General features: G+C 71.9%; 18 protein-coding genes and 1 pseudogene. 11 read left to right on the forward strand and 8 right to left on the reverse strand.

The window, feature by feature from the left end; genetic code table 11:
* The first annotated feature begins 94 nt into the window (after positions 1-94).
* Entirely contained in the window at positions 95-409 is a 315-nt protein-coding gene (locus IEY89_RS12555) for a DUF5955 family protein (RefSeq protein WP_189147432.1), read from the forward strand.
* Between the two features lie 153 nt (positions 410-562).
* On the opposite strand, the gene IEY89_RS12560 is transcribed toward IEY89_RS12555, so the two are convergent.
* The gene (locus IEY89_RS12560) at positions 563-1,369 is read right to left on the reverse strand and encodes an IclR family transcriptional regulator (protein ID WP_189147433.1); all 807 of its coding nucleotides are present in this window, start codon (positions 1,367-1,369) and stop codon (positions 563-565) included.
* Positions 1,370-1,649: 280 nt separating this feature from the next.
* Between IEY89_RS12560 and allB the strand changes: the two genes are divergently transcribed.
* The gene (gene allB, locus IEY89_RS12565) at positions 1,650-2,990 is read left to right on the forward strand and encodes an allantoinase AllB (RefSeq protein WP_189147434.1); all 1,341 of its coding nucleotides are present in this window, start codon (positions 1,650-1,652) and stop codon (positions 2,988-2,990) included.
* A 78-nt stretch (positions 2,991-3,068) separates the two neighbouring features.
* Complete coding sequence (alc, locus tag IEY89_RS12570; RefSeq protein ID WP_189147435.1) at positions 3,069-4,184, forward strand: allantoicase; 1,116 nt, start codon at positions 3,069-3,071, stop codon at positions 4,182-4,184.
* Positions 4,185-4,282: 98 nt separating this feature from the next.
* Here alc and IEY89_RS12575 read toward each other — a convergent pair whose 3' ends face one another.
* Positions 4,283-4,483 carry a hypothetical protein gene (locus IEY89_RS12575; protein ID WP_189147436.1) on the reverse strand — a complete coding sequence of 67 codons (201 nt, stop codon included), beginning with the start codon at positions 4,481-4,483 and terminating at the stop codon, positions 4,283-4,285.
* A gap of 178 nt (positions 4,484-4,661) precedes the next feature.
* Here IEY89_RS12575 and IEY89_RS12580 point away from each other — a divergent pair, with 178 nt between their 5' ends.
* The gene (locus tag IEY89_RS12580) at positions 4,662-6,011 is read left to right on the forward strand and encodes a sensor histidine kinase (protein ID WP_308437432.1); all 1,350 of its coding nucleotides are present in this window, start codon (positions 4,662-4,664) and stop codon (positions 6,009-6,011) included.
* 34 nt (positions 6,012-6,045) lie between these two features.
* Here the strand turns inward: IEY89_RS12580 and IEY89_RS12585 are convergent, their stop codons facing one another.
* Positions 6,046-7,080 carry an aldo/keto reductase gene (locus IEY89_RS12585; RefSeq protein ID WP_189147438.1) on the reverse strand — a complete coding sequence of 345 codons (1,035 nt, stop codon included), beginning with the start codon at positions 7,078-7,080 and terminating at the stop codon, positions 6,046-6,048.
* A 97-nt stretch (positions 7,081-7,177) separates the two neighbouring features.
* Here IEY89_RS12585 and IEY89_RS12590 point away from each other — a divergent pair, with 97 nt between their 5' ends.
* Positions 7,178-7,858 carry a response regulator gene (locus tag IEY89_RS12590; RefSeq protein WP_189147439.1) on the forward strand — a complete coding sequence of 227 codons (681 nt, stop codon included), beginning with the start codon at positions 7,178-7,180 and terminating at the stop codon, positions 7,856-7,858.
* A gap of 326 nt (positions 7,859-8,184) precedes the next feature.
* Here the strand turns inward: IEY89_RS12590 and IEY89_RS12595 are convergent, their stop codons facing one another.
* On the reverse strand, positions 8,185-9,198 hold the full coding sequence (locus tag IEY89_RS12595; protein ID WP_189147440.1) for a Gfo/Idh/MocA family protein: 1,014 nt from the start codon (positions 9,196-9,198) through the stop codon (positions 8,185-8,187).
* Between the two features lie 130 nt (positions 9,199-9,328).
* Between IEY89_RS12595 and IEY89_RS12600 the strand changes: the two genes are divergently transcribed.
* The 5 genes from IEY89_RS12600 to IEY89_RS12620 all read left to right on the forward strand — a co-directional run bounded on the left by IEY89_RS12600 (position 9,329) and on the right by IEY89_RS12620 (position 17,081).
* A complete protein-coding gene (locus tag IEY89_RS12600) occupies positions 9,329-10,066 on the forward strand; it encodes a GntR family transcriptional regulator (RefSeq protein ID WP_189147490.1) in 738 nt (245 codons plus the stop codon).
* Between the two features lie 141 nt (positions 10,067-10,207).
* On the forward strand, positions 10,208-11,395 hold the full coding sequence (locus IEY89_RS12605) for an ROK family glucokinase (protein ID WP_189147441.1): 1,188 nt from the start codon (positions 10,208-10,210) through the stop codon (positions 11,393-11,395).
* Positions 11,392-11,994, forward strand: coding sequence for a sugar kinase (locus IEY89_RS12610; protein ID WP_189147442.1), 603 nt, complete (start codon positions 11,392-11,394; stop codon positions 11,992-11,994). The genes IEY89_RS12605 and IEY89_RS12610 overlap by 4 nt, the downstream gene beginning before the upstream one ends.
* Positions 11,995-12,108: 114 nt before the next feature.
* Positions 12,109-14,940, forward strand: a complete 2,832-nt coding sequence (locus IEY89_RS12615) for an SCO1167/SCO6262 family helicase (RefSeq protein ID WP_189147443.1) — start codon at positions 12,109-12,111, stop codon at positions 14,938-14,940.
* A complete protein-coding gene (locus tag IEY89_RS12620; RefSeq protein WP_189147491.1) occupies positions 14,940-17,081 on the forward strand; it encodes an SWIM zinc finger family protein in 2,142 nt (713 codons plus the stop codon). Before IEY89_RS12615 ends, IEY89_RS12620 begins: the two co-directional genes overlap by 1 nt.
* A 347-nt stretch (positions 17,082-17,428) precedes the next feature.
* Here the strand turns inward: IEY89_RS12620 and IEY89_RS12625 are convergent, their stop codons facing one another.
* Together IEY89_RS12625 and IEY89_RS12630 are read right to left on the reverse strand one after the other, a co-directional pair.
* Positions 17,429-18,157, reverse strand: coding sequence for a polyamine aminopropyltransferase (locus tag IEY89_RS12625; protein ID WP_189147444.1), 729 nt, complete (start codon positions 18,155-18,157; stop codon positions 17,429-17,431).
* Between the two features lie 154 nt (positions 18,158-18,311).
* Complete coding sequence (locus tag IEY89_RS12630) at positions 18,312-19,997, reverse strand: ribonuclease J (protein WP_189147445.1); 1,686 nt, start codon at positions 19,995-19,997, stop codon at positions 18,312-18,314.
* Here IEY89_RS12630 and IEY89_RS12635 point away from each other — a divergent pair.
* Positions 19,985-20,410 (forward strand): hypothetical protein, encoded by a 426-nt coding sequence (locus tag IEY89_RS12635; RefSeq protein ID WP_189147496.1) that lies wholly within the window; start codon positions 19,985-19,987, stop codon positions 20,408-20,410. The two genes, IEY89_RS12630 and IEY89_RS12635, sit on opposite strands and share 13 nt — an antisense overlap.
* 243 nt (positions 20,411-20,653) lie before the next feature.
* Here the strand turns inward: IEY89_RS12635 and IEY89_RS12640 are convergent, their stop codons facing one another.
* Together IEY89_RS12640 and IEY89_RS40585 are read right to left on the reverse strand one after the other, a co-directional pair.
* Positions 20,654-21,187 carry a TerD family protein gene (locus IEY89_RS12640; protein WP_189147446.1) on the reverse strand — a complete coding sequence of 178 codons (534 nt, stop codon included), beginning with the start codon at positions 21,185-21,187 and terminating at the stop codon, positions 20,654-20,656.
* 315 nt (positions 21,188-21,502) lie between these two features.
* Positions 21,503-21,786 (reverse strand): annotated as a pseudogene (locus IEY89_RS40585) (helix-turn-helix domain-containing protein); the annotation flags it as partial.
* Positions 21,787-22,078 lie beyond the last annotated feature (292 nt).

Here is a 22,078-nt window from a genome sequence, read left to right on the forward strand (position 1 = left end):
TGTCGCGTGGGTGGCGTTTACTGTCCCGCGTCCCCGGCGCCCGACCAGCGCAACGGGGGCGTGCGGGACGCGCGTGGGGGCCAGTGGGGGAGCTGTGTTGCGGAGCTTGGGACAGAGGTCGGTGGCCGGCAGCGACGAGGATCCTAGAGTGGCGGAGTTGCGGACCGCGGTGTCCCGGCTGCGCCGTGAACTCGCCGCGCATCCGGCCGAGTTCCCCGACCGTGGCATAGCCGAGGACGAACTGGCGTGCCTGGCCGCGATGGCGATCACCGGCAACCCCGAAGTCCCGCGTCTGCGCCGCTCGTTACTCCTGATCGCCGGTGCGATCGGCTCGGTCAGCGCACTCGCCCGGGGCCTGTCGGACGTCCGTGCCGCCGTGGACCTGTTCGGGAAACCACCGCGCCGCTGAGTGCTCCGCCGGATCCGCGGTTCTGATTCCGCCGACCTCACTGCCGCCGGCCGCGCCCGTACGGCGAGTGGCATGTCGACACGGCCCCGCGCCCCCTCCGGGACGCTGTACCGCGCCGGACCTCACCGATCTCCCTGCCGCGACGGCCGGAGGTCAGTGCGCGGGGCTGCCCGAGCTGGCCAGTGCCACCGACAGCTCGGCCGCGACCTGCTTCAGCACGGGCACGATCCTCTCCGTCGCCTCCTCGGTGACCCGGCCCGCCGGGCCCGAGATCGAGATGGCGGCGGCGGTGGGGGAGTCGGGGACGGAGACCGCGAGACAGCGGACACCGATCTCCTGCTCGTTGTCGTCGACCGCGTAACCCAGGCGCCGCACGTCCTCCAGGGCGGCAAGGAAGCCTTCCGGGGTGGTGAGAGTCTTCTCCGTCGCGGCCGGCATGCCCGTACGGGCGAGCAGGGAGCGCACCTGGTCCGGCGGGATGTCGGCGAGCAGTGCCTTGCCGACGCCGGTGGAGTGCGGCAGGACGCGCCGGCCCACCTCCGTGAACATGCGCATCGAGTGCTTGGACGGAACCTGCGCCACGTACACGATCTCGTCGCCGTCCAGGAGTGCCATGTTCGCCGTCTCGCCGGTCTCCTCGACCAGCCTGGCCAGATAGGGGCGGGCCCAGGTTCCGAGCAGCCGGGAGGAGGACTCGCCGAGGCGGATCAGGCGTGGGCCCAGCGCGTACCGGCGGTTGGGCTGCTGACGTACGTAACCGCAGGAAACGAGCGTGCGCACGAGCCGGTGGATGGTGGGCAGCGGCAGCCCGCTGCTCACGGACAGTTCGCTGAGGCCGACTTCACCGCCCGCGTCCGCCATGCGCTCCAGCAGATCGAAGGCACGCTCCAGGGACTGGACGCCGCCGCTGGCGGCGTTGGGTTTTGCGGCGTCGGTGGAGCTGGCGCTGGGCGTCGGCACGGCGCGGTCCTTTCACTGCTGACAGGCGATGGTGCAGCCTACCGGGCGGTCGCTTGACGGTCTGCTGGCGTATGGCTACGTTCTGTTTTCCGGAACTCTAATTCCGTCTTGTGGAAACATCCAGGTTGCCGCCCCGGTTGGCGTCGGGCCGGGCGGGTCGGCAGGGTGGCTCTTGACGGTGCGAGGCCGTCGGTGAAGACTCCTTCAACAGAAAGTTGAATTCCGTTACGTGGAAGTTAACGGCGGGATTCGGTGACAGAGGTGACAGAAAGGGGTCCGGGTGTCCGACATCGAACTGGTGCTGCGGTCGACGCGTGTCATCACGCCCGAGGGGACGCGTGCGGCCACCGTCGCGGTTGCCGGCGGCCGGATCGCGGCCGTACTCCCGTACGAGGCCGACGTACCGCCCGGCGCGCGCCTGGAGGACTTCGGTGACGACGTCCTGCTGCCGGGGCTGGTCGACACCCATGTGCACGTCAACGACCCCGGGCGTACGGAGTGGGAGGGCTTCTGGACCGCCACGCGTGCCGCGGCGGCCGGCGGCATCACCACCCTCGTCGACATGCCCCTCAACTCCCTCCCGCCGACCACGACGGTCGGCCATCTCCGTACGAAGCGGGAGGTGGCCGCCCGCAAGGCGCACATCGACGTCGGCTTCTGGGGCGGCGCGCTGCCCGACAACGTCAAGGACCTGCGCCCCCTGCACGACGCCGGTGTCTTCGGCTTCAAGGCATTCCTGTCGCCGTCCGGCGTGGACGAGTTCCCCCACCTCGACCAGGAGCGGCTCGCCCGGTCGATGGCCGAGATCGCCGGCTTCGACGGACTGCTCATCGTGCACGCCGAGGACCCGCACCACCTCGACTCGGCGCCGCAGCGGGGCGGCCCCGAGTACGCCCACTTCCTCGCCTCGCGCCCCCGCGGCGCGGAGGACAGGGCGATCGCCGACCTGATCGAGCAGGCGAAGCGTCTGGAAGCGCGCGTGCACGTCCTGCACCTGTCGTCGAGCGACGCGCTGCCGCTGATCGCGGCGGCGAAGGCGGAGAGGGTGCGGATCACGGTGGAGACGTGTCCGCACTATCTGACCCTCACCGCCGAGGAAGTCCCGGACGGGGCAAGCGAGTTCAAGTGCTGCCCGCCCATCCGGGAGGCCGCCAACCAGGACCTGCTGTGGCAGGCGCTGGCCGACGGCACGATCGACTGCGTCGTCACCGACCACTCACCGTCCACCGCCGACCTCAAGACCGCCGACTTCGCCACGGCGTGGGGTGGCATCTCCGGTCTCCAGCTGAGCCTCGCCGCGGTGTGGACCGAGGCACGGAAGAGGGGCCACTCCCTGGAGGACGTCGTGCGCTGGATGTCCACGCGTACGGCCGCCCTGGTGGGCCTCGGCGCACGCAAGGGCGCCATCGAGGCAGGCCGGGACGCCGACTTCGCCGTGCTCGCGCCGGACGAGACGTTCACCGTGGACCCGGCCGCCCTGCAACACCGCAACCGCGTGACGGCGTACGCGGGCAGGACCCTCAGCGGTGTCGTCAGGTCGACGTGGTTGCGCGGCGAACGGATCGTGGTGGAGGGCGAGTTCACCGAACCGAAGGGGCAACTCCTCACCCGCACGCCCTGATACGCCCCTCTCTTTTCCCTCCTCTTCTCCGTTTCCCGGCACCCGCAGCGCCGACCCCGAAAGGCAGATCCGATCACCGTGACCGCGATTCCGAGCTTCACCGGCGACGCGAACCCCTATGGAGGCGGTGACCCGTACGCGGACTACCGCACCGCGGACTTCCCCTTCGCCCAGCACGCCAACCTCGCCGACCGCCGCCTCGGGGCCGGGGTGATCGCCGCCAACGACGAGTTCTTCGCCGACCGCGAGAACATGCTCGTGCCCGAGCCCGCCGAGTTCGTGCCCGAGCACTTCGGACACAAGGGCAAGATCATGGACGGCTGGGAGACCCGGCGCCGGCGTGGCGCGTCCGCCGAGCACCCGTGGCCGACCGCGGAGGACCACGACTGGGCGCTGGTACGGCTCGGCGCGCCGGGCGTCGTACGCGGCGTCGTGGTCGACACCGCCCACTTCCGCGGCAACTATCCGCAGGCCGTGTCGGTGGAGGGCGTGTCGGTGCCCGGCTGCCCGTCCCCCGAGGAACTGCTGGCGGACGACGTGAAGTGGACGACGCTGGTGCCGCGCACGAAGGTGGGCGGCCATGCGGCGAACGGCTTCGAGGTGTCCCTCGAACAGCGTTTCACGCACCTGCGGGTGAACCAGCATCCCGACGGGGGGATCGCGCGCCTGCGGGTGTACGGCGAGGTCGTCCCGGACCCGGAGTGGCTGGCGGCGCTGGGCACCTTCGACGTGGTCGCCCTGGAGAACGGCGGCCGGGCCGAGGACGCGTCCAACCTCTTCTACTCACCGGCGTCGAACACCATCCAGCCGGGGCGCTCCCGCAAGATGGACGACGGCTGGGAGACACGTCGCCGCCGTGACCAGGGCGACGACTGGATCCGCTACCGGCTGGTGGCCCGGTCGGAGATCCGGGCCGTCGAGATCGACACGGCGTATCTGAAGGGGAACAGCGCGGGCTGGGCGACGGTGTCCCTCCGGGACGGCGAGCACGCTGAGTGGACGGAGATCCTCCCGCGCACCCGCCTCCAGCCCGACACGAACCACCGATTCGTCCTGCCGACCCCGGCGACGGGCACGCACGCGCGCGTGGACATCTATCCGGACGGCGGGATCTCACGGCTGCGGCTGTTCGGCTCCCTGACGGAGGAGGGGGCGGGGGAACTGGCGGCTCGGCATCGAGGGCTCGGGGGCTGAGGTGGGCTCCGCCGGGGATGCGATGGTGATGCGGTGGGGGCGGGAGTGCATGACCATGCCGTGTCCCGCCCGCCGGGCGGACCGGGACGCGGCCTCGGTCACCCGTGCTTCCGGCTCTCGGCGGCGGCGAACAGCGCGAACGACAGCACGAGCAGCGTGACGCTCGCGTAGATCTCGTGACCGTCGAGAAGACCGAGCTTCTGTACGAGGCCCCAGTGCAGGGCGGTGAACTCGTGCAGCAGGCCTGCGACGCCCTGCACCAGGGCGAGAAAACCGGCGATTTCCAGTAACTGCTTCATACCGGGATCCTCGGTCCGCGGACTCCTCGCCTCCATCGGCCGCAGGGCGAGGCGTCTTCCCCCGAAGTCGCCGGTCGCGCCCGGAGACGGAGCCGAAAGTCTTCGGCGGCGCGACTTTGGTCGACGGTCACGACGAGGCGGGGGTGGCCCAGGCCATCTCTGCGTAGATTTGTCGACCGTGAGTGGTGACAGACCGACATCCGTTCCCGAGGTCCCGACGGCGTTCCCGGGGCGGCGGTGGCTCTTCCCGTCGGCCGTGCTCGACGAACTCGATCACGACCCCGGTTCCGACCCTGGTTCCCCTCCAGGTTCCGGCTCCGCGCGGGAGCGGGCCGGGTGGTTCGGAAGGTCCGCACGGCCCCGGCGTACCGCGCGCGACTGGGTCGTCGACTTCACCTGCTTCCTGCTGGCCGTCCTCATCGGCGTGCTGGGCGCCGAGGCGCTGGCCGACGACCCGAACACCCCCCACGCCCTTGTCGTCGCCGACCAGTGGCTCGGCGCCCTTTCCTGCGCCGCGGTATGGCTGCGGCGCCGCCGGCCGCTCGGCCTCGCGGTAGCGATGCTCGCGGTCAGCCTCGTGTCGACCACCGCGGGCGGCGCCGGCCTGGTCGCCCTGTTCTCCCTGGCCGTGCATCGCCCCTTCCGGTACGTCGGCCTGGTCGGCGGTGCCTCCGTCGTGGTGATGCCGCTCTTCTACTGGCTTCGCCCCGACCCTGACCTGCCGTACTTCGTCTCGGTGGTCCTCAGCGCCCTGCTGACCGCGACCGCGGTCGGCTGGGGCATGTTCGTGCGGTCCAAGCGGCAGCTGATGCTGAGCCTGCGGGACCGGCTGCGGCGGGCCGAGACGGAGGCGGTGCTGCGCGCGGAGCAGGCCCAGCGGCTCGCCCGCGAGGCCATCGCGCGCGAGATGCACGATGTGCTCGCCCATCGGCTCACCCTGCTGAGCGTCCACGCGGGCGCCCTGGAGTTCCGGCCCGACGCGCCCCGAGCGGAGGTCGCGCGGGCCGCCGGGGTCATCCGGGAGAGCGCGCACGACGCCCTCCAGGACCTGCGGGAGATCATCGGCGTCCTGCGGACCGGCGACGCGGAGGAGGCGGGACGCCCGCAGCCCACGCTGGCCGCGCTCGACACCCTGGTCACCGAATCCCGCGAGGCCGGCATGAAGATCCTGCTGGACAGCCGCGTGACGGCACCGGCCGCCGTCCCCGCCTCCATCGGCCGCACCGCCTACCGGATCGTCCAGGAGGGCCTCACGAACGCACGCAAGCACGCCCCGGGCGCCGAGGTCACGGTGTCCCTCGCAGGCGCCCCGGGCGACGGCCTGACCGTCTCCGTGCGCAATCCCGCGCCCCCGGGGGAGGTTCCGCACGTCCCCGGCTCCGGACAGGGCCTCATCGGGCTGACCGAGCGCGCGACGCTGGCGGGCGGTCGGCTGGAGCACGGCGCGCAGGCCGACGAGGGCGGAGACGAGGACGCAGGCGGGGCCGGGGGATTCGTCGTCCGGGCCTGGCTGCCGTGGGGTGCCTGACGGCACCTCTACGAGGACGAGGACGAGGGCGCTTTCAGGCGCGTACCGTGCGCGGCACCACGCGTTGTCCCGCCTCCCCGTACACCCAGGCCGAGGTGTCCTCGATGAACTCGGTCGGGAAGCCCGGCCGGAATCCGGTGGTCTCGTCCAGTTTCGCCACCAGGTCGGCGGGGAGCGTCAGTTCGGCCGCGCCGAGATTGTCCGTGAGCTGCTCGACCCGGCGCGCGCCCACGATCGGATGCACGGCGGGGGAGTGCGCCATGGTCCACGCGATGGCCACCTGCGCCGGGGACGCGCCGAGTTCGTCCGCCGCCGACTGCACCGCCCGCGCCACCGCGTGCTCGCGCTCGCCGATCGCGTCCGCGGACAGCCGTACCGACTCGTCGGGGGCGATGCCACGCGCGCGGGTGTACTTGCCGGACAGGATGCCGTTCTGCAGCGGACTCCAGGCCGCCACCGACATTCCGAACGCCTCGGCCATCGGCAGCAGTTCGCGTTCGATGTCCCGGTCGAGCAGGCTGTACGGCACCTGGAGCGCGGCGAACTGCGACCAACCCCGCCACTCCGCCAGGGTGTTGGCCCGGGACACCACCCAGGCCGGGGCGTCCGAGATACCGACGTAGAGCACCTTCCCGGAGCGCACGGCGTCGTCGAGGGCGCGCATGGTCTCCTCGACGGGCGTGGCACGGTCCCAGATGTGCACCCAGTAGACGTCGACGTAGTCCGTGCCGAGCCGGCGCAGGCTCGTCTCCAGGGACAGTGTGAGGTTCTTGCGGTGGTTGCCCGCGGCGTTGGGATCGGCGCCGTCACGCGAGATCGTGTACTTCGTGGACAGCACGAGCCGGTCGCGCCGCCCCCGGAGGAGTTCGCCCAGGATCGTCTCGCTCGCCCCACCGCGGTAGTTGATCGCGGTGTCGACGACATTCCCGCCGGCGTCCTCGTACGCGTCGAGGATGCGCGCGCACTCCCCTTTGGGCGCCCCCACCCCGCCCTGGTCACCGAAGGTCATGGCTCCCAGAAAGAGCTCGGAGACACGTAGACCGGTCCGGCCCAGCAGTCGGTAGCGCACGAAAGGCCCCTCATTTCACGGGAGTTCAGGTCCGCAATGTAGCCCGCGAGCCGGCCGTGTACGTCCGGGCGCCGCACAACCGTGATTACGTAGGGCCATGACCGTGATCAGACTGCTCCTCGTCGACGACGACCCCCTGGTAAGGGCAGGCCTGTCCTTCATGATGGGCGGCGCCGACGACATCGAGATCGTCGGCGAGGCCGCCGACGGCAGCGAGGTCGAGGCGCTCGTCGGCCGCACCGACCCGGACGTCGTGCTCATGGACATCCGGATGCCGACGGTGGACGGCCTCGCCGCGACCGAACGCCTGCGGGCCCTCAAGGACGCCCCGCAGGTCGTGGTCCTCACCACCTTCCACGCCGACGACCAGGTACTGCGCGCCCTGCGCGCGGGCGCCGCCGGCTTCGTCCTCAAGGACACCCCACCCGCCGAGATCCTCGCCGCGGTACGCCGTGTCGCGGCCGGTGACCCCGTGCTGTCGCCCGCGGTCACCCGCCAGTTGATGGCGCACGCGGCGGGCGGCACGGCCGACACCCGGCGGTCCGGCGCCCGGGAGCGGATCGGCGCGCTCAACGACCGGGAACGCGAGGTCGCGGTCGCCGTCGGCCAGGGCAGTTCGAACGCGGAGATCGCCGCCGCCCTGTTCATGAGCGTCGCCACCGTCAAGACACACGTCTCCCGCATCCTCGCCAAGCTGGACCTCAACAACCGAGTACAGATCGCCCTGTTGGCGTACGACGCCGGAATCCTGGAGGACAACGGGCAGGACGGGCACTAGGTTCCGTCGTCGGGTTCGGCGACAGGATCAGGACGAACCCAGGATGACCCGCATCCGGTGTACGCACGTCTGCGCGCCCACGGCCCCGTGCGCACCGGGTACGGCTGCCGCACTCGGACACCGCCCGGACGCGCGCCACGCCACCTGGCTCGTCACCGGCCACGCAGAGGCGCGCGCGGCGCTCGCCGCCCCTGCCGGACCGTGCCCCGGCCCGCCTGCCCGGCTCCCGGGGATGGATGCGCGGGGTGCGGAGTCTCCCGGTGCGGTGGTGGCCGGCCGGCCCGGAACGTCACGGACCGGGCGTCAGCCGCCGCCCTCCCCGGCTCTCAGCTCCACCCGCCCTGAATCTCCGCGAGGTGGACGGGCCTGCGCTCCCGTCTGGACAGCTCGCAGGCCTCGGCGACGCGCAGGGCCTGGAGGGCCTCGCGGCCGTCGCACGGGTTGGCGCGTTCGCCGCGCACCACCTCGACGAAGGCCGACAGCTCGGCCTCGTAGGCAGGGCCGAAGCGTTCCAGGAAGCCGGTCCAGGGCTTGCTCGCGGCCGGCGGCCCGGCCGGTTCGGTGGACGCGATGGGCGTACGGTCGTCCAGGCCGACGCCGATCTGGTCCAGCTCCCCGGCCAGCTCCATGCGGACGTCGTAGCCCGCGCCGTTCATACGCGTCGCCGTCGCCGTCGCGAGCGTGCCGTCGTCCAGGGTGAGGACCGCGGCGGCCGTGCCGATGTCGCCCGCGTCGCGGAACATCGAGGGCCCGGCGTCCGACCCGGTCGCGTACACCTCGACGATCTCGTGCCCCGTCACCCAGCGCAGGATGTCGAAGTCGTGGATCAGGGTGTCCCGGTACAGCCCGCCGGACAGCGGCAGGTACTCGGGCGGTGGGGGCGTCTGGTCCGACGTCATCATGCGGACGGTGTGCAGCCGCCCGAGCTTCCCGGACCGCACGGTCTCGCGGGCACCCGTGTAGCCGGTGTCGAAGCGGCGCTGGAAGCCCATCTGGAGGATGGTGCCGGCCGCCTCCACCTCGGCGATCGCGGCCAGGGTGGCAGGCAGGTCGAGCGCTATGGGCTTCTCGCAGAACACCGGGAGGCCCGAGCGTGCTGCCCGACCGATCAGTTCGGCGTGGGCCGAGGTGGCGGCTGTGATCACCACGGCGTCCACGCCCCAGGTGAAGATCTCGTCGACACCCGGTGCGGCCGTGGCTCCTAAGCGGTGTGCGAGATCCTGTGCCCGCCCGCTGTCCGCGTCCGTGACGATGAGAGAGCCCCCTACCTCGCGGTGGCGGCTGAGGGTGTTCGCGTGGAATGTACCGATGCGGCCCGTCCCGATGACTCCGATGCGCATGAGAACCAAACTGGGGTCCGACCAGGCGCGCTGTCAATGCGTATGTCCGGACAACCGAACTACACGACTTCCCGTCAACAGTCCCCGGAGCTACGCTCGGGCCGTGCCGAAACCAGATGTGGATCCGACAGTGCCGCTGGAGCTCAGTGTGGACCGGAGCAGTCCGGTACCGCTGTACTTCCAGCTGTCCCAGCAGCTCGAAGCCGCGATCGAGCACGGAGCACTCACTCCCGGCAGCCTGCTGGGCAACGAGATAGAGCTGGCCGGGCGGCTCGGCCTGTCCCGCCCCACCGTGCGCCAGGCCATCCAGTCCCTCGTGGACAAGGGCCTGCTCGTACGCCGCCGGGGTGTCGGCACACAGGTCGTGCACAGCCAGGTCAAGCGCCCCCTGGAACTGAGCAGCCTGTACGACGACCTGGAGGCGGCGGGCCAGCGCCCCGCGACCAAGGTCCTCGTCAACACGGTCGTGCCGGCCTCCGCCGAGGTCGCCGCCGCACTCAACGTGGCCGAGGGCAGCGACGTACACCACGTGGAACGGCTGCGGATGGCGCACGGCGAGCCGATGGCGTACCTCTGCAACTATCTGCCGCCCGGCCTGTTCGACCTGGACACCGGCCAGCTGGAGGCCACCGGGCTGTACCGCCTGATGCGCGCCGCCGGGATCACCCTGCACAGTGCCCGGCAGTCGATCGGCGCGCGCGGAGCCATGGCCGAGGAGGCGGAACGCCTCACCGAACGCGAGGGCGCCCCCCTGCTCACGATGCAGCGCACGACCTTCGACGACACGGGCCGCGCCGTCGAATTCGGCACCCACACCTACCGCCCGACGCGCTATTCGTTCGAGTTTCAACTCCTGGTACGCCCCTAGAGGGAAGGGACGAGTCCCGTCCCCTAGGGCGCGGGGAACTGCGCGCGCAACCACACTCCACCCGCACCCGGCAGACAACCGCACCGCCCCCTTGCTGCCCCGCAACGCACCCGCCCTGCCGGTGAGGCAGAATCACTCCCGATGAGCAGCTACCGCGACCTCGCACTCCCCAGGGCACTGGCCGCCTCCGCCCGAGAGGGCAGCGCCCCCATCGGCTCCCGCAGAGCCCCCGCCCTGCGCACCGTCGGCACGCGTGAGCGCCGTTCCCACCTCACGGCCCCCCGCGTACCCACCGTCGGCATCGACATCGGCGGCACGAAGGTGATGGCCGGAGTGGTCGACGCCGACGGCAACATCCTGGAGAAGCTCCGCACCGAGACGCCCGACAAGTCCAAGAGCCCCAAGGTCGTCGAGGACACCATCGTCGAACTGGTCCTGGACCTGTCCGACCGGCACGACGTGCACGCGGTCGGCATCGGCGCGGCCGGCTGGGTGGACGCCGACCGCAACCGGGTCCTGTTCGCCCCCCACCTGTCGTGGCGCAACGAGCCTCTGAGGGACCGTATCTCCGGCCGCCTCGCCGTGCCCGTCCTGGTGGACAACGACGCCAACACCGCGGCCTGGGCCGAATGGCGCTTCGGCGCGGGCCGGGGCGAGGACCACCTCGTCATGATCACGCTCGGCACCGGGATCGGCGGCGCCATCCTGGAGGACGGCCAGGTCAAGCGGGGCAAGTTCGGCGTGGCCGGCGAGTTCGGCCACATGCAGGTCGTGCCCGGCGGCCACCGCTGCCCCTGCGGCAACCGCGGCTGCTGGGAGCAGTACAGCTCGGGCAACGCACTGGTTCGTGAGGCCCGTGAACTCGCCGCCGCGGACTCCCCGGTGGCGTACGGGATCATCGAGCACGTCAAGGGTGACATCTCCGAGATCACCGGACCGATGATCACCGAGCTGGCCCGCGAGGGCGACGCGATGTGCATCGAACTGCTCCAGGACATCGGCCAGTGGCTCGGCGTGGGCATCGCCAACCTGGCCGCCGCACTGGACCCCTCCTGCTTCGTCATCGGCGGCGGCGTCTCCGCGGCCGACGACCTGCTGATCGGCCCCGCCCGGGAGGCCTTCCGCCGCCATCTCACCGGCCGCGGCTACCGCCCCGAGGCCCGCATCGCGCGCGCCCAACTCGGCCCCGAGGCCGGCATGGTGGGCGCCGCCGACCTCGCCCGTCTGGTCGCCCGCCGCTTCCGGCGCGCCAACCGGCGCCGCGTCGAGCGGTACGAGCGCTACGAGAAGTTCGTCGAGACCCGCCGTACCACCCAGGGGCCGCTGTGACCGCCTCCCCGCCCCGCCAGGCCGTGCCTCCGGACGAGCCGCCCGGCCCGCCCGAGGACCGCGGCCACAGGATCCGCCGCCGCGCCCTGACCCTGCTGATCATCGTGCTGCTCATCGGTGTCCCGGCCGGCTATCTGGTGATCTCCGCCAACCAGAGCCGCGACAGCGGCAAGGACAAGGAACGGAAGTGGGCGGCGCGCGGCCTCACCGAGGCCTGGCCGTCCAAGGTCCAGCGCCACATCTACGAGGTGCCCGTCCCGCGCCAGGCCGACGGCAAGGGAATCCTGTCGACGAAGGTCGCGTACTACGAGACGAACAACTGGCGTACCAGCCGCCTGTACGTCCAGTTCATGACCACGAACGCGGGTCTTGACCACTTCTTCAAGGCCATGGGTGTCCCCCGCACCAGCCTGAAGAAGGACCAGTTCCCCATCAGCGCCCGTGACCAGAAGATCGTCGGATGGGAGTTCAAGGAGCCGGGCCAGTGGTGGGGGCTCGCCCACCAGCAGAAGAACCCGGCACCCACGCAGCACATCGTCGTGAAGCGGTCGCACCCCAACCACTACATGGTGTACGTCGTCTCGCGCACGACCCCCTGACCGGCCGCGCGACGCGCTTCCGCCCGTATCCGGGACCGATTGTCAGACCCCGCCCGTACAGTCGAAGACGTCCGACTCGACGGACACGACACGAGGGCGGGAGGTGACATACGTATGAGCGACCAGCCGTCGGCGACAGCGGTCGCGGACGTGTCCGTGCGGCTCGCTGCCGTCTTCCTCCCCGCCCCGCTCCCGCGCGAGGGCCGCGTCGCCTTCTGGGACCCGACGGGGGACACGGGTCTGCCGGGTGAGGGCGGGAGCCACACGGAACTGACGGTCGTACGACGGCACGGCGCCGGTGTCCGCCGCCGGACCACCCCCGCGCTGACGCTGCCCGTCGACGCGGCGCTGCCGCTGCTCGTGCGGGCCCGCCGCGACCCCGCAGCCCACCCCGCCACTGCCTGCTGGGGCGCCGCCGCGCTGCACGCCCTGCGGCTCACGGCCCGCGGCAGGCTGCTGCCCGGGCTCACCCCCGCGGGCCACGACGCCTGGCGAGCGGGCCCGCTGGACCCCGACGACATCGCCCACCTCAGGGCCATCGCCGCCGCCCTGCCCCACGACGGCCACGCGGTGCCCCTGCCCGGCCCCGGCCCCCTGCTGCTGCCCGAGCCGGAGGCGCTGCTGCGGGCCTTCCTGGACGCCGTCGCGGACACCCTGCCACGCACCCCGGCGGCTCCGTACGCCGCGGGAATGCCCTTCGCCGCGCGCCCGGCCCAGCGGCTGCCGGACGCCCACGACTGGGCGGCGGAGGTCGCCGCCGGCATGGACGCGGGCGTGCGGATCTCGCTCCGCCTCGACCTGTCGGCGTACGACCTGTTCGACGACCCCGACCGGGTGCGCTCCGCGGGCGCGGCGATCGTCCAGGTGCACAGCCTCGCCGACCCCACCCTGGTGACCGACGCGGCGACCCTGTGGGCGGGCACCGCGGACGCGGCCTTCGGAGCACGCGCCCGCGTGGACGCAGCCCTGGCGGTGCGCCGCGCGGCCCGCGTCTGGCCCCCGCTCGACCGCCTCACCGAGCAGGACGCGCCCGACGCCCTGGCTCTCTCCGAAGAGGAGCTGTACGACCTGCTCGGGGTCGCCGCCACCCGGCTCGCCGCCGCCGGCGTCGCCGTGCACTGGCCCCGCGATCTTGCCCAGGACCTGACCGCCCAGGCGGTCGTCCGTCCGGCGCCCGGTTCGGCGAAGGACGGCACCGGCTTCTTCGAGAGCGAGGAACTCCTGCAGTTCCGCTGGCAGTTGGCGCTCGGCGGAGATCCGCTCACCGAGGCCGAGATGGACGTGCTGGCGGAGGCCCACCGTCCCGTCGTACGCCTCAAGGACCAGTGGGTGCTCGTCGACCCCGCCCTCGTCCGCAAGGCCCGTAAGCGCGAACTGGGCCTGCTCGACCCGGTCGACGCACTCTCCGCGGCACTCACCGGCCGCGTGGAGGTCGACGGCGAGAGCGTCGAGGCGGTCCCGGTCGGCGCGCTGGCGGCCCTGCGTGACCGGCTGACGGCGGGCATCGTCCCCGTGGAACCGCCGCCGGGACTCCAGGCCCGCCTGCGCGACTACCAGCTCCGGGGGCTGGCCTGGCTGGACCTGATGACCTCCCTCGGCCTCGGCGGCTGCCTCGCCGACGACATGGGGCTCGGCAAGACGATCACCGTCATCGCCCTGCATCTGCGGCGGGCCCGCAGCGAACCGACGCTGGTGGTCTGCCCGGCCTCCCTGCTGGGCAACTGGCAGCGCGAGATCAACAAGTTCGCGCCCGGCGTCCCCGTCCGCCGCTACCACGGCCCCGACCGCACCCTGGAGGACATGACGGGCGGCTTCGTCCTCACGACGTACGGCACCATGCGGTCGACGGCGCCCCGGCTGGCCGAGCAGCCGTGGGGGATGGTCGTCGCGGACGAGGCGCAGCACGTCAAGAACCCGTACTCGGCGACGGCGAAGGCACTGCGCACGATTCCGACCCCCGCGCGCGTGGCGCTCACCGGCACCCCCGTGGAGAACAACCTCTCCGAACTCTGGGCCCTGCTCGACTGGACCACCCCGGGCCTCCTGGGACCCCTCAAGTCCTTCCGCGCCCGGCACGCGCGCGCGGTGGAGACCGGTGAGGACGAGGAGGCGGTGGCCCGGCTCGCCCGCCTGGTCCGCCCGTTCCTGCTGCGCCGCAAGAAGTCCGACCCGGGCATCGTCCCCGAACTGCCGCCGAAGACGGAGACGGACCACCCGGTCCCCCTGACCCGAGAGCAGGCCGCGCTGTACGAGGCGGTCGTACGCGAGTCGCTGCTCGCCATCGAGTCGGCGGACGGCATCGCCCGCCGGGGCCTGGTGCTGAAGCTGCTGACCTCCCTCAAGCAGATCTGCGACCACCCCGCCCTGTACCTGAAGGAAGCTGCCCCCGGACCCGCCGCAGGGGACCGACTGGCCGCCCGCTCCGGCAAACTCGCCCTGCTGGACGAGCTGTTGGACACCCTGCTCGCCGAGGACGGCTCGGCCCTGGTCTTCACGCAGTACGTGGGGATGGCCCGCCTGATCACGGCCCACCTCGTGGCCCGCGCGGTCCCGGTGGAACTGCTCCACGGCGGCACCCCGGTCGCCGAGAGGGAACGCATGGTGGACCGCTTCCAGAGCGGCGCGACCCCGATCCTGATCCTCTCCCTCAAGGCCGCAGGGACCGGCCTGAACCTCACGCGCGCGGGCCACGTCATCCACTTCGACCGCTGGTGGAACCCCGCGGTCGAGGAACAGGCGACGGACCGTGCCTACCGCATCGGCCAGACCCAGCCGGTCCAGGTCCACCGCCTGATCACCGAGGGCACGGTCGAGGACCGCATCGCCGAGATGCTGGAGTCCAAGCGCGCCCTGGCCGACGCGATCCTCACCTCCGGCGAGTCGTCCTTCACGGAACTGACGGACCGGGCACTGTCCGACCTGGTCTCCCTGAGGGGGGCGGTGTGATGGCGCCGGAGGAGCACCGGGAGCGAGGGGAGGAGCACGGCACGGTGGGGGAGGAGCCGGCGTCGGCCGGGCGCCCCCTGTCGGGCGAGGCCGAGCCGGACCGGCCCGCCGACGCCGCGCGCAGGGCGTTGCGGGCGGCGCGGGAGCGCGCGGGCCAGGAGACGACCGGGACATCCGGCACGGTTCAGGCAGCGGCGCGGGAATCCCGGCCGTCAGACGCGGCTCGTGCCGCTCTGCGCGGCGCGGTGACGCCGACCGGGGACCAGGTCGCTCAGCCAGAGGTGGCGGACGTGACCGGCCCGGAGGTCCGTGAGGCTCCGACGGCGTGTACCGACACCGGGGACCGCAAGGGCGGGCGCCCCGGGGACATCGCCCGCGAGGCTCTGCGTGCCGCGCGCGGGGAGGCACGGCGGGCCCGCCCGGACGCGGAGACGTCGGCGGCCGAGACCACCCGGCGGCCCGTCCGACCCGTGCCAGGGCAGGACCCACGTGACCGGAGCGCCGGGGACCGGAGACGTGACGTACGGGAACTGCTCGCCGGATCCTTCGAGTTGCCCACCGACGACTCCCCGCCGGTTCCGGTGCGGGAGCCGGAGACCCGGGACGAGGGGCCGTACACGGATCCGTCGCCACCGGTGACCGTCGGGGACGTCCTGCGTGCCGTTGCCACGCCGGTCCCGCGAGGCGGCGCCGTGGGCGCCGTGGCTCCGGCGGCGGCACCAGGCAGCGGGCCGTGGGACACCCGGCACACCGCGGGCACCCCGGACACCCGAAACACCCGGACCACTGCCAGGTTCAGGCAGGCGGCGCCGCCCGCCGAGGCTCCCCCCGCCACTTCACGCCTCGCCTCCCCGTCGTCCTCCATGGCCGCCCCCGGCCGTGACGGTGAGCTGCGCCGGACCTTCCCCGCTCTGCCGGCCTCGGCGAACCGGGAGGCGTCGTCCCAGCACGCCGGCTTCGCGGAGAGCTGGTGGGGGAACGCCTGGGTGGCCGCCCTGGAGGAGGGCGCGCTGGACGCCGCCCGGCTGGTGCGGGGGCGCGGGTACGCCGCCAAGGGGCATGTCGATGCCATCACCGTGACACCGGGGCTCGTCCTCGCCTATGTGCAGGGCTCCCGGCCGCGTCCGTACCGCGTCCAGGTGCGGCTGCGCACCCTCGGCGACCAGGAGTGGGAGCGGTTCCTGGACGCCGCCGTGGAGCGGCCCGGGCACATCGCCGCGCTGCTCGACAAGGAGATGCCGCAGTCCCTCGCCGACTGCGGGGTTCCACTGCTGCCGGGCCCCGGCGACCTCGACCCCCTGTGCAGCTGCCCCGACTCCGGACACCCGTGCAAACACGCCGCCGCCCTCTGCTACCAGACCGCCCGTCTCCTCGACGCCGACCCCTTCGTCCTGCTCCTCCTGCGGGGCCGGGGCGAGCGGGAGGTGCTCGACGAGTTGTCCCGGCGCAACGCCGCCCGCGCCGCCCGTGCCGCTCAGGAGCAGCAGCCGGGGTCCTTCCCCGGGGTCCGGGCCTCCGACGCGCTCGCCCCACGCTCCCTCCCGCCCCTCCCGGCCCCGCTGCCTCCCCGCCCGCACCCGGAGCCGCCCCCGGCCTACCCGGCGTCCCCTGGTGGCCCGGACCCCTTCGCGCTGGACCAGCTCGCGACGGACGCCGCCGCCCGCGCCCACACACTGCTCACCAGCGGCCACGACCCGGTCGGTGAGCTGACCCTGTGGCAGGACGCCGTACGTCTCGCCGCCGCCCGCCCCGGCTCCGGCCTCACCGCCGGCACCCGCGCCCTCTACTCCTCGCTCGCCAGAGCGGCCGACCGCACCCCGGCGGATCTGGCCCGTGCGGTGGCCGCCTGGCGGCAGGGCGGACTCGACGGACTCGCGGTCCTCGAAGAGGCCTGGGACCCGCCGGCGGGACGGTTCGACCGCGCCCGCCCCCTCCTCCTCGCCGCCGATCTCCCCGCCTTCAGACCCCGGCGCAACCACCTCACCCACCCGCGCGGCCACATACAGCTTCGCCTGGGCCGAGACGGCCTCTGGTACGCGTACGAGTCCGAACCGGGCCACGACGACTGGTGGCCCCGCGGCACCCCCGACCTGGATCCGGTCGGCGCCCTCACCGGCCTCGGCAACCCGACGGAACCCTGACCGGGGCGGTCGGGTCGTCCGGGACCAGGCTCCCCACCACCGGGGACGAGCGTCGCTCCGGCCACCGGGACGCAGCGCGCCCATGGCACCGACCACGCCGAGGAACTCGTCGTCGGGGAGACGCACACGCGTGCCTCGGACCGTGTCCTTACCCGTATCCGGGACGCCTTGTGCGCCCGGAGGGAGTTCACCGTGGTGTTCACCGTCTCGGCTATTTGTGCGCTCGCAGCATGCTGCGAGCGCACGACACACCGGCCGACATGCCGGCCGTGGGCTTCGGCAGCGTGCCCAACCGTGTCTTCACCGACACCGAGGACCTGATCGCCGCCGCCCGGCGGGACCCGTTCCTACGACGGGCCCGGGGCTGTGACGGCCACGTAGACGGTGTTGGTCGAGGTGCCGCCCTGCAGGGGATTGTCGAAGTCGACTACATGCGCCGCCGACTGCGGGAAGACCTCGGTGAGTGCGGAGGTGAACTGTTCGTCCGGCGGGTCGTTCGACCACAGGGCGAAGACCCCGGCGGGGTGGAGGTGCTCGCTGAGCGCGCGGAGCCCGGCAGGCTGGTAGAGCGCCGCGTGACGCGGGTGGAGCACATGGCGCGGCGAGTGGTCGACATCCAGCAGAACGGCGTGGAAGCGGCGGCCCGGCTCCCTCGGGTCCAGACCGCTCGAATCGGCCGCCATCGCGAAGAAGTCGCCCTGGACCAGGCGGCACCGGGCGTCCGAGGACAGCCGGGTGCCAAGAGGGACCAGGCCGCGCTGATGCCAGTCGATGACTTCGGCGAGCGTGTCGATCACGGCCAGCGAGCGCACCCGGGGATCGTCCAGCACAGCCTGGGCGGTGTACCCGAGTCCGAGTCCGCCGACCGCGACGTCCAGGTCGGTGCCGGGCAGTTTCGCCAGCCCCAGTTCCGCGAGTGCGATCTCGCCGGCCGTGAAGAGGCTGGACATCAGGAACTCGTCGCCGAGCTTGACCTCGTACACATCGGTGCCCGACACCGGGTCGCGTCGGCGCCGCAGGCTGATGTCGCCCATCGGCGTCGGACGCCAGTCGATCTCCTCGAAACGCGCACTCATCCGTTTACCTTTCTGACGCACCGTCGGTGCCCGGAACCTGTGCCCGGTACCGGTGCCTGGACGCCGCTCCGCGCAGGCGCGGACGGAGTTGCGAAACCGTCCCCGCCCCGCCGGCAGGCAGGACGGGGACGGGGGAGCGGAAGGGAACCGCCGGTCAGGCGTCGATGATGACGGGGATGATGAGAGGCCTGCGGCGGTGGGTACGGTAGGCCCAGTTCGCCACGGCACGGGCGAGGAGCTGTTCCAGCTGGCGTGCGTCGCCGACGCCTTCCTGGGCCGCGGTCGCCAGAGTCTTCTCGATGACCGGGATGACCGGTTCGAACGTGGTGTCGTCGTGGACGAACCCGCGGGCCAGGAAGTCGGGAGTCTCGGCAAGGGCACCCGTGTCGGCGTCGACGATCGCCACCACGGTGACCACGCCTTCCTCCGCGAGGGTGACCCGGTCCTTCAGGGACGCCTCGGTGGCGCCACCGACCTCCATGCCGTCCACGTAGACGTTGCCCGCGGGGACCTTGCCGGTGATCGACGCCCGCCCGTCCACGAGGTCGACGACGACGCCGTCCTCGGCGATGACGACCCGCTCGGGATCGACTCCCGTACGGATGGCCAGGTCGGCGTTGGCCCGCAGGTGGCGCCATTCGCCGTGCACGGGCATGACGTTGCGGGGCTTGACGATGTTGTAGCAGTACACGAGCTCGCCGGCGCTGGCGTGCCCGGAGACGTGCACCTTGGCGTTGCCCTTGTGGACGACATGGGCGCCCCACCGGGTCAGCCCGTTGATCACCCGGTAGATGGCGTTCTCGTTGCCGGGGATCAGGGAACTGGCGAGCAGGACGGTGTCGCCCTTGCCGATGCGGATCACATGGTCGCGGTTGGCCATCCGGGACAGAGCGGCCATCGGCTCGCCCTGGGATCCCGTGCAGACCAGGGCGATCTTGTGGTCCGCCATCTTCTCCATCTCCTTGGTGCTCACGACCAGGCCGCTGGGAACCTTCAGGTACCCGAGGTCGCGGGCGATGCCCATGTTGCGGACCATGGAACGGCCCACGAAGGCGACCTTGCGGCCGTGCTGGTGCGCGGCGTCCAGGACCTGCTGGATGCGGTGCACATGGCTGGCGAAGCTGGAGACGATCACCCGGCGCGGGGCGGTACGCATCACCTGCTCGATCGCCGGGTTCAGTTCGCGTTCGGAGGTGGTGAAGCCGGGGACTTCGGCGTTGGTGGAGTCGGTGAGGAAGAGGTCGACGCCCTCCTCGCCGAGGCGGGCGAAGGCGCGCAGGTCGGTGATGCGGTCGTCCAGCGGGAACTGGTCCATCTTGAAGTCCCCGGTGTGCAGCACCATGCCGGCCCCGGTACGGATGGCGACCGCGAGACTGTCCGGAATGGAGTGGTTGACCGCCACGAACTCGCAGTTGAAGGGGCCGAAACCGCGCCGGTCGCCCTCACGTACCCGCACCGCGCGCGGCCGGATTCCGTGCTCCTTGAGCTTGGCCTCCAGGAACGCCAGTGTCAGCTTCGAGCCCACGACAGGGATGTCGGAGCGCTCTCGCAGGAGATACGGCACGGCACCGATGTGGTCCTCGTGGCCATGGGTGAGCACCAGGGCCACGATGTCGTCCAGACGATCGCGGATCGAGGTGAAGTCCGGCAGGATCACGTCGACGCCGGGCTGGGTCTCTTCGGGGAACAGCACGCCGCAGTCGACGATGAGCAGCTTGCCGGCATGCTCGAAGACGGTCATGTTGCGGCCGATCTCACCCAGACCGCCCAGGGCGACGACCCTCAGCCCTCCTTCAGGCAGGGGAGGGGCGGCTTTCAGTTCGGGATGTGGATGACTCATATTCCGACGTTACCGGAGAGCCGGCCGAGGTGATCCACTGGCTGCCCAACCAGCCAGGTCATCACGGCGCGGCCGAGGCGGTCGGCGGGTGGAGCGGGGGTCGGGCCCTGACCAGCTCGCCCGGTATGCCCGTACAGGGGTGCGCTTGTGCCGTACGCGTCCTCGGTGTGCGTACGGTCGGTGCCCGCCCCGTCGTCCAGGTAGCCGGCGGACCTCGACGCGAAATGGTCCGAGCGGTGAGCTGGCCGTCCTTCGTCGACAGCCACATTTTCTGGCCACGCGGCGTATGGACGATGCTCGGCTTCGCCCTGGGCTTCGCGCTGCTCGCCTGGGGGACCGGGAGAAGCGCCCCCACCGGCGAAGCCGGCCTGCTTCCCCGCCGCCGAGCGGACGATCACGTGACTGGAGGGTGAAGCGATCTGCCGGACGGGAGCGTGGCGGGCCCGGCACAGCCGGTCGGCAGCAGGTGGTTGAGGGGCAGGGCGATCACGGCCTGCGCGCCGAGCCGGGTGCGGGGTCGGAGGGGGCGCCGAAGGGCCGAGGACACGGTGCGCGCCTACGACCGGTCATCAGAGCCGGACGAGCAGCGGCGGGCGACGATCGGGACGACTTCGGGGGCGCCTGCGGTCGCCGTACACCTCTGCACTGTTCCCCCATCAGGGCTGTGGGGCGCAGCCCATCTCCGAGGTGAAGATCACAGGGTCGCTGTCGAACCCACGGAGCATCTCGTGGAACTCCCAGGCCCCGGAAGCGTCCCGGGTGAACTCGGCGACCGTCAACGCGGTGGATCCGGAGACCTGTGCGAAGTCGTCCTTCAGAAGCTCCTTGTACCCGTCGACCACCAGCACCCCGGCGTTCGACAGTTCGCCGAATGTCTTGGGGCCGCTGTTCTGGTGGATCGCCACGCCCACGACCACCCGTGCGATGGAGGAAGCGAGGCGATCGAGCTCCAGGGTCATCACTTCGACGTAGCCGAAGCCCTGACCGGTCTGGCTGTGCCGGCTCATGTTGATGGTGCCGTCCGGTGAGCGGCTGTCGAAGTGGACGACGTACACAGGCCGCCCGTAGGGGGCGTCCGTCGAGTAGGTCGTGGTGATGATGTCGAGATGGTGAGGCGGCTGATGCAAGGGACTCGGATCCCACTTGAGCCGTACCTCGGCCTTCCTCACTCCCTGGCTGTCACTGCTCACCGGATTGTTGCCTCTCCTCTGCGAAGCCACCACGGGACGGTCCCCCGCAAGGGCAAGTATGGCTCTTGACCGGCCTGTTGAAGCCATCCTCAGCAGGCTCTCGGCAGGCTGGCCAGGTCGTGGTGCGTCCGAAGAGGCATGGACATCAGCTGGTTCGGTGTGGTTTGTGCATGCGCTGTTGACGAACACCTGGTGGCGGCCGTGGCAGCCGATGGTGTGGTCCGTGGTCAGCGCCGGGACACGGGAGCGGCTGCGCGGTCGTCGCTTGCGCCGTGGGCCCGTCCGCTGTGGGGGGTGCCTAGTGTCAGAGGTCGTTGCGGGCCGGTCCAGCAGCCGCGCGCCGATCACGGCGGTCTGGGGGCATGTAGCGGTGGGCAGGATCGGCGCCGGTGAGTTTGTGGATGCGTTCGAGGCGGTAGGCACGGGCGCGCACGCTGGGGGGCGAGGCGGCGGGTGGCCTCGGCGGCGACACAGCCGGAGTGGAAGCAGGCGGTGAGGGTGTCGAGGAGGAGCTGGGCGCCACCGCGGGCCGTGGTGAGCGGGCCGAGAGTGGCGGCGACGAGGTCGGCCATGGCCAGGCGGTCGCGGGCCAGGACGGGGGGACGAGCAGGTTGGCGACATCCGGATCTCGTTCTTCGCGAAGGTCAACAAGACCGTCGAAAACGTCGTCAAGGCCGCCCAGGCTGTCGGCACCGCACGGGCGAGCGACCGGAAGACGTTGCAGGAGCTGTTCCACGCGAAGCTCTCCGATGGGCTGAAGACCGTCGGGGCGCGGACAACCCCGAGCACCGCTGGGCCGGACCGGGAACCGGGGGTTCTCGGCGGCTCGCCTCCGGCCCGGCGCCCAGGCACCGGGCTCAAGGACATGTGCCGTACGTGACCACTGACTCG

It is taken from the genome of Streptomyces lacrimifluminis, from assembly GCF_014646095.1.
In the GTDB taxonomy this organism is placed as follows: Bacteria; Actinomycetota; Actinomycetes; order Streptomycetales; family Streptomycetaceae; genus Streptomyces; species Streptomyces lacrimifluminis.

What these genes read in the sequence shown, in the direction of transcription:
- IEY89_RS12630 (WP_189147445.1), bottom strand. Translation starts at nt 19,997, where the DNA reads ATGAGTCATCCACATCCCGAACTGAAAGCCGCCCCTCCCCTGCCTGAA.
- IEY89_RS12615 (WP_189147443.1), top strand. Translation starts at nt 12,109, where the DNA reads ATGAGCGACCAGCCGTCGGCGACAGCGGTCGCGGACGTGTCCGTGCGG.
- IEY89_RS12625 (WP_189147444.1), bottom strand. Translation starts at nt 18,157, where the DNA reads ATGAGTGCGCGTTTCGAGGAGATCGACTGGCGTCCGACGCCGATGGGC.
- IEY89_RS12575 (WP_189147436.1), bottom strand. Translation starts at nt 4,483, where the DNA reads ATGAAGCAGTTACTGGAAATCGCCGGTTTTCTCGCCCTGGTGCAGGGC.
- IEY89_RS12605 (WP_189147441.1), top strand. Translation starts at nt 10,208, where the DNA reads ATGAGCAGCTACCGCGACCTCGCACTCCCCAGGGCACTGGCCGCCTCC.
- IEY89_RS12620 (WP_189147491.1), top strand. Translation starts at nt 14,940, where the DNA reads ATGGCGCCGGAGGAGCACCGGGAGCGAGGGGAGGAGCACGGCACGGTG.
- IEY89_RS12595 (WP_189147440.1), bottom strand. Translation starts at nt 9,198, where the DNA reads ATGCGCATCGGAGTCATCGGGACGGGCCGCATCGGTACATTCCACGCG.
- IEY89_RS12590 (WP_189147439.1), top strand. Translation starts at nt 7,178, where the DNA reads ATGACCGTGATCAGACTGCTCCTCGTCGACGACGACCCCCTGGTAAGG.